This window comes from Thioalkalivibrio sp. ALE10, assembly GCF_000381385.1.
Taxonomy (GTDB): domain Bacteria; phylum Pseudomonadota; class Gammaproteobacteria; order Ectothiorhodospirales; family Ectothiorhodospiraceae; genus Thioalkalivibrio.
The window spans coordinates 76,555-83,935 of record NZ_KB906450.1; the positions used below are offsets into that span (position 1 = coordinate 76,555).

The following is a 7,381-nucleotide window of genomic DNA, read 5'->3' on the forward strand; positions in this document are numbered from 1 at the left end:
GGCCCGGGCGCTGCCGGCGCGTCAGGCGCCGCAGCCGGAGAACCCCTCGTTCAGCTGCAGCCGCCCGGTCAGCTCGCTCACGTGGCCGATCCCGTGGCGGTCCATGTAGTCGTTGATGCCCGCGAGGATCTTCGGCAGGCACAGCGGATCGTAGAACAGACCGGTACCCACGCCCACGGTAGCAGCCCCCGCCAGCAGGAATTCCAGGGCATCCTCGGCGCGGGTGACCCCGCCCTGGCCGATGATCGGGATGCCGTGGGCCTTCGCTACCTGGTGGACCTGGTGGACCTTCAGCAGCGCCACCGGCTTGATCGCCGGGCCCGACAGTCCGCCCTGGTTGTTGCCGATCACCGCGCGGCCGCTCTCGGCATCCACCGCCATGCCCATCAGGGTGTTGATCACGGCAAAGCCGTCGGTACCCGCCTCGATGCAGCGCCGGGCGTTCTCGGCGATGTCGGTCTGGTTGGGCGAGAGCTTGGTGATCAGGGGCTTCTGCGTGACCGAGCGACAGGCCTCGACCACCCGCGCGGACATGTCGGGGTCGTTGCCGAAGGCGACCCCGCCTTCCTTCACATTGGGGCAGGAGATGTTGATCTCGATCGCGTCCACCGGGGAATCGTCGAAGGCCCGGGTGACTGCGATGTATTCCTCGATGGTGGAGCCGGAGACGTTGGCGATGAAGCGCGTCTCGTCGTAATCCAGCCCCGGCAGGATCCCGCCGACCACCTGTTCGACCCCGGGGTTCTGCAGGCCGATGGCGTTGAGCATGCCCTCCGGGGTCTCGTACACCCGGTGCGGGGGGTTGCCGGGCCGTGCGGCCCCGGTGGTGCCCTTGAGGCACACCGCGCCGGCATCGCGGTTGGAAAAGCCGGCCACCCGGGTATATTCCTCGCCGAAGCCGACACAGCCGGACAGCAGCACCAGAGGCGTGTTGAAATGCAGCCCGCAGAATTCCAGGGAGAGCCGCGAATCGTCGCGCGCTTCGCTCATGTTTCACATCGTCCTGTATCAGCCCGAGATCCCGCCGAACACCGGGAACGTCATTCGTCTGGCCGCCAACAGCGGGGCGGCCCTGCATCTGATCCACCCGCTGGGCTTCAGCCTCGACGAGAGCCGGCTGCGCCGCGCGGGGCTGGATTACCGGGAATGGGCCCGGGTCCGCGAGTATGACAGCCTGGCCGCCTGGCGGGAATCCGTGGCCCCGCGGCGGGTGTTCGCGATCACCACGCGCGGCACCTGCCGCTTTGATACCCCGGCGTTCGCCGCCGGCGATGCCTTCCTGTTCGGCCCCGAGAGCCGCGGCCTGCCGCAGCAGGAACTGGACGCGATCCCGGAGGAGCGACACCTGCGGCTGCCGATGCAGCCCGGCAGCCGCAGCCTCAATCTCGGCAATTCGGTCGCGGCGGTGATCTACGAGGCCTGGCGCCAGCTGGACTTCGCCGGCGGCGAATGAGCCGATGGGTCAGATATTCTCGGCGACCGGGTCGCGCTCCAGCAGGCGCCGCACCGCGTCGTGCACCCGCCGGCCACGGTAGAGCACCGCGTGCACCTCCTCGCAGATCGGCATCTCCACGCCGGCGGCATGCGCGCGTTCCACTGCCACGCGCGCGGTCTCGACCCCTTCCACCGACTGGCCCACCCGCTCGCGCGCGGTCGCCAGGTCGTAACCCTGGCCCAGCAAAAGACCGACGCGGCGGTTGCGCGACTGGTCGTCGGTGCAGGTGAGCAGCAGATCGCCGAGGCCGGACAGCCCGGTCAGGGTCTGCGGCCGCGCCCCCAGGGCCTCGCCCAGGCGCTGTAACTCGGCCAGCCCGCGGGTCAGCAGCGCGGCGCGGGCGTTGGCGCCGAACCCGGCCCCGTCGGCGATACCGGAGGCCACCGCGAGGACGTTCTTGAACGCCCCGCCCAGCTCCACGCCGATCACGTCGGGGTTGCCGTAGATGCGCATGGAACCGCCGTGGAAGGCATCCGCCAGACGTCGCCGGCGCTCCGGGTCGGCCGAGGCGGCGGTGAGGGCAGTGGGCTGACCGCGCGCGACCTCGGCGGCGAACGAAGGCCCGGAGATCAGGGCCGCCGGCTGTCCGGGGCCGAGTTCCGCCTCGGCCACCTCGTGCAGCCAGGCACCGGTCCCGGTTTCCAGCCCCTTGGTGGCCCAGGCCACGACCTGCCCCGGTTCCAGCCGGGGCCGCAGCCAGCGCAGGGTCTCGCGGAAGGCGCCCGAAGGCACGACCACCAGCACCAGGTCGACGCCGTCGACGACCTCCGACGCGGCGGTCACCCGCAGGTTGCGCGGGAAGGTCAGGCCCGGGAGATAGCGGGGATTCTCGCGTTCGCGCTGGAGGCGCTCGGCGGTCTCGGCCGAACGCCCCCACAGCCGCACGTCGTCGTGCAGGCGTGCGGCATGCACCGCCAGGGCGGTCCCCCAGGAACCGGCCCCCAGTACCGCGATGCGCATGCGCCGGGCCGGCTCAGGGGTTTTCGCTGGCCGTGACGGCGGCGCCGTTGCCTCCCTGGCCCTGACCCGAACCTTCCTGCTGTTCCTTCAGGTGCTTGGCATACAGCGCGTCGAAGTTGACCGGCTGCAGCAGCAGCTGCGGGAATCCGCCCTTCAGGACCAGGTCGGCAACCGTCTCGCGGGCGAAGGGGAACAGCGCATTGGGGCAGTAGGCGCCCAGCAGCTGATTGCGCTGTTCCTCGGAAAAACCGCGCACGATGAACACCCCGGCCTGCTTGATCTCGACCAGGTAGCCGGTCTCGCCGTTGGATTCGGTGGTGACCGTCAGGCCCAGCTCGACCTCGTAGACCCCTTCCTGCTCGCCCACCGGGCGCGCCTGGGTGTTGAGCTGGATGCCGGTCTCGCCCTTCCATTCCTTGAGGAAGATCTCCGGGGCGCCGGGGGCCTCGAAGGACAGGTCCTTGATGAAGACCTTCTGCATGGAGAATTCGGGGCCGTCGGAGCCCTGGCCGCCCTGTGCGGCCGCGTCGGTCTGGTTTTCTTCAGCCATGGTGCGTTCGGATCCTTTCAGGTGTTCGTGGAATCGCCGGCGTCCACGCCCCCGCAGGCCTCGATCAGGCGGTCCAGCTCGCCGGACCGTTCCATGGCCTGGAGTTCATCGTAGCCGCCGATATGGGTGTCCCCCAGGAAGATCTGCGGGACGCTGGTGCGTCCGTCCGCCCGCTGTTCCATCTCGTGGCGCAGCCCGGAGTCCCGATCGATGCGGTATTCGTCGAAGCCGAGGTCGCGCTGGTTCAGCAGGCGGCGGGCGAGGATGCAGAAAGGGCAGTGCCCGGTAGAGTAGACCTCGAAGCGCATGTCACTTCTTCTTCAGCGGCATGCCCGCATTTTCCCATGCCTGGATGCCACCGGAGAGATTGACCACGTCCTCGAAGCCGGCCGCCGTCAGCTGGTTCGCGGCCATGGAGGACCGGTTGCCGCTGCGGCAATAGACCACGACGGGGCTGGATTTCCACGCCTCGATGTCCTGCATGCGCTTTTTCAGTTCGCCGATGGGGATATGCTTCGCGCCACCGATGCGGCCGCCGGAGACCTCGTTGTGCTCGCGCACGTCCAGCACGAGGGCATCATCCTGGTTCATCACGCGCACCGCTTCGGTGGGCGCCAGCTCGCGGTACTTGCGTGTCAGGCGCCGGAACTCGGCGTAGATGATCAGGGCAAGCACCGCGACCAGGGCGCCCGTCAGAATCGGGTTGTTGGCGAGGAATTCGGGCAGTCGTTCAAGCATGCGGGAGACCGGTCGGGATTCAGGAACGGCAGAAGACGTCCTGCATCATACCGATCAGGCGCAGGGTGCGGGAGTCCCCCACGCGGTAATAGACCCGATTGGCGTCCTTGCGCGTGGCCAGGATGCCCTTGTCACGCAGGATTCCGAGGTGCTGGGAAATATTGCTCTGCGAGGTCCCGACCTGATCCACGATTTCCTGTACGCTGACCTCCCGGTCGCCCAGAATGCACAGGATCTTGAGCCGCAGCGGATGGGACATGGCCTTCAGCGAGCGCGAGGCCCTCTCGATATCCTCGTCCTGCGACATCAGTTCGTCTTCGATGCACGGTTCGTCGCTCACGGCAGCCTCTCGTTCGGAGGGGCAAGACCCCTGCCACTGGGTGAGAATATTAGAACGCAAACGTACCCCGATATGCGGATTCACGCAATCTTGTCCCTGTCGCTTTCATGGGTTGGCCTGCTGCTGGCGGGCCTGCTGGTTGCCGTGCCGGCCACGGCGCTGGAACCCGAGGCGGAGCTGGAAAAGACCCTGGAGGCCATCCGGGACGTCGAACGTTCGCTGGAGGAACGACGCGCGGCAGTCGCCGATCTGGAAGACCGGATCGCCGCGTCCGCCCGGGGCGCGGGCGAACAACGCGAACGACTGGATGAGCTGGAACGCCGCCGCGAGGCCCAGGAGGAGGTGATTGCCGAGCACGAGGCGCGCGTGGCCCGACGCGAGGAACGGCTGCACGAGCAGCGACGCGACGCGGCGCGACTGGTGCATGACCAGTGGCTGCAGGCGCGCCACGGGCAGCGTGACCGACCGACGGAAGACGGACAGCGGCACCACCCCGTTTACGCGTCCGCCATTCAGCAGGCGCGGGAACGGGCCCTGGCAGACCTGCACGCACGGATCGAGGAGCTGCGGGCGGCGCGTGCCGATCTGACCGAGGAGCGCGAACGGCTGGCACGTCGCGAAACCGAAACCCGCGAAGCGATGGCCGAGCTGGAGCGCCAGGAAGCGGCCCGCCGGGCGGCACTGAAGGAGCTCGAGGCGGCCATGGAAGACGAGGCACTCGAGCTGGAGCGCCTCGAACGCAACGCCGAGACCCTGGATCGCGTGATCACGGAGATCGAAGAAGAACGCCATGCCACCACCGCCGAAGAAGAAACGGGCGAGGAGGCGACCCCTCGGTCCCGCGCGGTCAATCCGGATGTCCCGTTCGCGGATCTGGAGGGGGAGTTGCCGCGACCGGTGGATGCGCGGGTCATCCGCGATTTCGGCAGCGAACGCCGGGGCAGCCTGCGCAGCCAGTGGAACGGGGTGGTGCTGGAGGCGCCCTCCGGCGCGCCGGTGCGGGCAGTGCATCAGGGTCGTGTGGTCTATGGGGACTGGATGCAGGGCTACGGGTTCCTGGTGATCCTGGATCACGGGGACGGTTACCTGACGCTGTACGGCAACCTCGAAGACATCCTGGCCGGGCCGGGGGAATCGGCCGATGCAGGCGAGCCGGTGGGTCGCGCCGGGGAAGGCAGTCCCGCCATCGCGCCGGGACTGTACTTCGAAGTACGGCGGGAGGGGCAGACATTGAACCCGCAGGCATGGTGGCCGTCACAGTAAGGGCGGAATGCTAGAATTGGGCGCATATCCGCAGAAAGACCTCGGACAAGGGATACTCTGATGAACAAGCTTTTCCATTCCGGCTACGGCCTGCTCACCGGCCTCGTTCTGGGCATCATGCTGAGCGTGTCCGTGGGCGTGTACGCCGGGCGCGACGATGCCGCCGGTCTGTCGGCACTGCCGGTCGAGGACCTGCAGCGCTTCACCGACGTCTACATGCGCATCAAGCGCAATTACGTCGAGGAAGTCGACGACAGCGAGCTGCTGGACAACGCCATTCAGGGCATGCTGACGGGGCTCGACGAGCACTCTTCCTACCTCGACGAGGACGACTTCCGTGACATGGAAGCGGGAACCTCGGGCGAGTTCGGCGGCCTCGGAATCGAGGTCGGGATGGAAGACGGCTTCGTGAAGGTCATCGCTCCGATCGACGACACGCCGGCGGATCGTGCGGGCATCCAGGCGGGTGACCTCATCGTGCGTCTGGACGGTGACTCGGTGCGCGGCATGACCCTGTCGGATGCCGTCAGCCGGATGCGCGGCGAACAGGGTTCCGACATCACCCTGACGGTGGTGCGCGACGGCGAGGATCAGCCGCTGGAGATCACCATCACGCGCGACATCATCCAGGTGGAATCGGTCCGCTCCGAGATGCTGGAAGACGGCTACGGCTACGTACGCGTCAGCAACTTCCAGACACGCACGGCGCGGGATCTGGTCAGCGCGATCGAGGAGCTCAAGGAGGCCAACGGACTGAAGGGCCTGGTCCTGGACCTGCGCAACAACCCGGGCGGGATCCTCAACGGCGCCGTGGGCGTGTCCGACGCCTTCCTGGACGGAGGACGGATCGTCTACACCGAGGGCCGTCTGGACGAGGCGCAGATCGAATATGACGCTTCGCCGGGGGACGTCCTCGATGGCGTGCCGATGGTGGTACTGGTCAACCGCGGCTCGGCGTCGGCTTCGGAGATCGTCGCGGGTGCTCTGCAGGACCACGGTCGCGCGATCATCATGGGGCAGAACAGCTTCGGCAAGGGGTCGGTGCAGACCATCCTGCCGCTGTCGGAGCAGACCGGGATCAAGCTGACCACCGCACGCTACTTCACCCCGGACGGCCGGTCCATCCAGGACGAAGGGATCACCCCGGACATCGCGCTGGACGAGACCCTGCGGGTATCGCGCTCGGAAGACGACTCGCCCGCGCGGCCCGACCTGCCGGACGATGTCGATGACGAGGAAGAAGAAAGCCTGGCCGAGCGCGACTTTGGCCTGAACGAGGCCCTCAATCTCCTCAAGGGCCTGAACTTCTACAACGGACGCTAGCGGGAGGGGCTCGATGACGCGAGTGCTCGTACCTCTGGCCTCCGGCTCGGAAGAGCTGGAGGCCGTGACCATGATCGACCTGTTCCGGCGGGCCGGCTTCGAGGTCACGGTGGCCGGTCAGGAGGCCGGGCCGGTCACCTGCTCGCGCGCTACGGTGATCCAGCCGGACAGCGACCTCGAAACGACCGTCGGCGAGGATTTCGATCTGATTGCCATTCCCGGGGGACTGCCGGGCGCGAATCACCTGCGCGATGACCCGCGGCTGATCGCGCGGCTGCAGAAACAGGCAGAAGCGGGCCGGCATCTGGCGGCCATCTGTGCGGCACCCAAGGTCCTGGCGCAGGCGGGGCTGCTGCAGGGCCGCCGAGCGACCTGCTTTACCGGCGCGCTCGATGGCACCGGGGTGGAGTCGAGCGGTGCGGCCGTGGAGATCGACGGGAACGTCATTACCGGGCGCGGGCCCGGCGTGGCGATGGATTTCACCCTGGCGGTGATCGAGGAACTGGCGGGCCGCGAGGCCCGTGAGGCGGTTGAGGGTCCGCTCCTGCGGGCCTGAGGCGGGCCGCCGGAACGGACGGGATATCGGATCGGCGAGAGGGCCGAATCGGTGGCCGAATCGGCGAGGGGGCTCGCCTCCTACAGGGAGGAGGTCGAACCCTGGCCCCGGTAGGAGGCCGGCCCTCCGGCCGATTTTGCGTTCGGCCAATGCCTG

General features: G+C 68.0%; 10 protein-coding genes. 4 read left to right on the forward strand and 6 right to left on the reverse strand.

The genetic code is table 11. The features are described 5' to 3' along the window. Positions 1-21 precede the first annotated feature (21 nt). Entirely contained in the window at positions 22-990 is a 969-nt protein-coding gene (locus F788_RS0100365) for a dihydroorotate dehydrogenase (protein WP_019022528.1), read from the reverse strand. On the opposite strand from F788_RS0100365, the gene F788_RS0100370 reads away from it, so the two are divergent. Next, the gene (locus tag F788_RS0100370; RefSeq protein WP_019022529.1) at positions 989-1,453 is read left to right on the forward strand and encodes a tRNA (cytidine(34)-2'-O)-methyltransferase; all 465 of its coding nucleotides are present in this window, start codon (positions 989-991) and stop codon (positions 1,451-1,453) included. The genes F788_RS0100365 and F788_RS0100370 overlap by 2 nt on opposite strands. Positions 1,454-1,462: 9 nt before the next feature. Here F788_RS0100370 and F788_RS0100375 read toward each other — a convergent pair whose 3' ends face one another. From F788_RS0100375 to F788_RS0100395, 5 genes are read right to left on the reverse strand one after another with little or no spacing between them, the layout of a single operon-like run. Next, complete coding sequence (locus F788_RS0100375; protein WP_019022530.1) at positions 1,463-2,455, reverse strand: NAD(P)H-dependent glycerol-3-phosphate dehydrogenase; 993 nt, start codon at positions 2,453-2,455, stop codon at positions 1,463-1,465. 13 nt (positions 2,456-2,468) lie between these two features. Continuing rightward, a complete protein-coding gene (gene secB / locus F788_RS0100380) occupies positions 2,469-3,005 on the reverse strand; it encodes a protein-export chaperone SecB (protein ID WP_018868918.1) in 537 nt (178 codons plus the stop codon). Positions 3,006-3,022: 17 nt separating this feature from the next. After that, positions 3,023-3,313, reverse strand: a complete 291-nt coding sequence (gene grxC / locus F788_RS0100385) for a glutaredoxin 3 (protein WP_018868917.1) — start codon at positions 3,311-3,313, stop codon at positions 3,023-3,025. Position 3,314: 1 nt separating this feature from the next. Next, positions 3,315-3,743 carry a rhodanese-like domain-containing protein gene (locus tag F788_RS0100390; protein WP_019022531.1) on the reverse strand — a complete coding sequence of 143 codons (429 nt, stop codon included), beginning with the start codon at positions 3,741-3,743 and terminating at the stop codon, positions 3,315-3,317. Between the two features lie 19 nt (positions 3,744-3,762). Then, the gene (locus F788_RS0100395) at positions 3,763-4,050 is read right to left on the reverse strand and encodes a helix-turn-helix transcriptional regulator (protein WP_051073636.1); all 288 of its coding nucleotides are present in this window, start codon (positions 4,048-4,050) and stop codon (positions 3,763-3,765) included. Positions 4,051-4,155: 105 nt separating this feature from the next. Here F788_RS0100395 and F788_RS0100400 point away from each other — a divergent pair, with 105 nt between their 5' ends. Genes F788_RS0100400 through F788_RS0100410 form a run of 3 tightly spaced genes read left to right on the forward strand, consistent with a single transcriptional unit; the run spans position 4,156 to position 7,225 of the window. After that, positions 4,156-5,346 carry a murein hydrolase activator EnvC gene (locus F788_RS0100400; RefSeq protein ID WP_019592823.1) on the forward strand — a complete coding sequence of 397 codons (1,191 nt, stop codon included), beginning with the start codon at positions 4,156-4,158 and terminating at the stop codon, positions 5,344-5,346. 60 nt (positions 5,347-5,406) lie between these two features. Then, the gene (locus F788_RS0100405; protein ID WP_019569318.1) at positions 5,407-6,669 is read left to right on the forward strand and encodes a S41 family peptidase; all 1,263 of its coding nucleotides are present in this window, start codon (positions 5,407-5,409) and stop codon (positions 6,667-6,669) included. A gap of 13 nt (positions 6,670-6,682) precedes the next feature. After that, positions 6,683-7,225 (forward strand): DJ-1 family glyoxalase III, encoded by a 543-nt coding sequence (locus F788_RS0100410; protein ID WP_019022534.1) that lies wholly within the window; start codon positions 6,683-6,685, stop codon positions 7,223-7,225. The last annotated feature ends 156 nt before the right edge of the window (positions 7,226-7,381 follow it).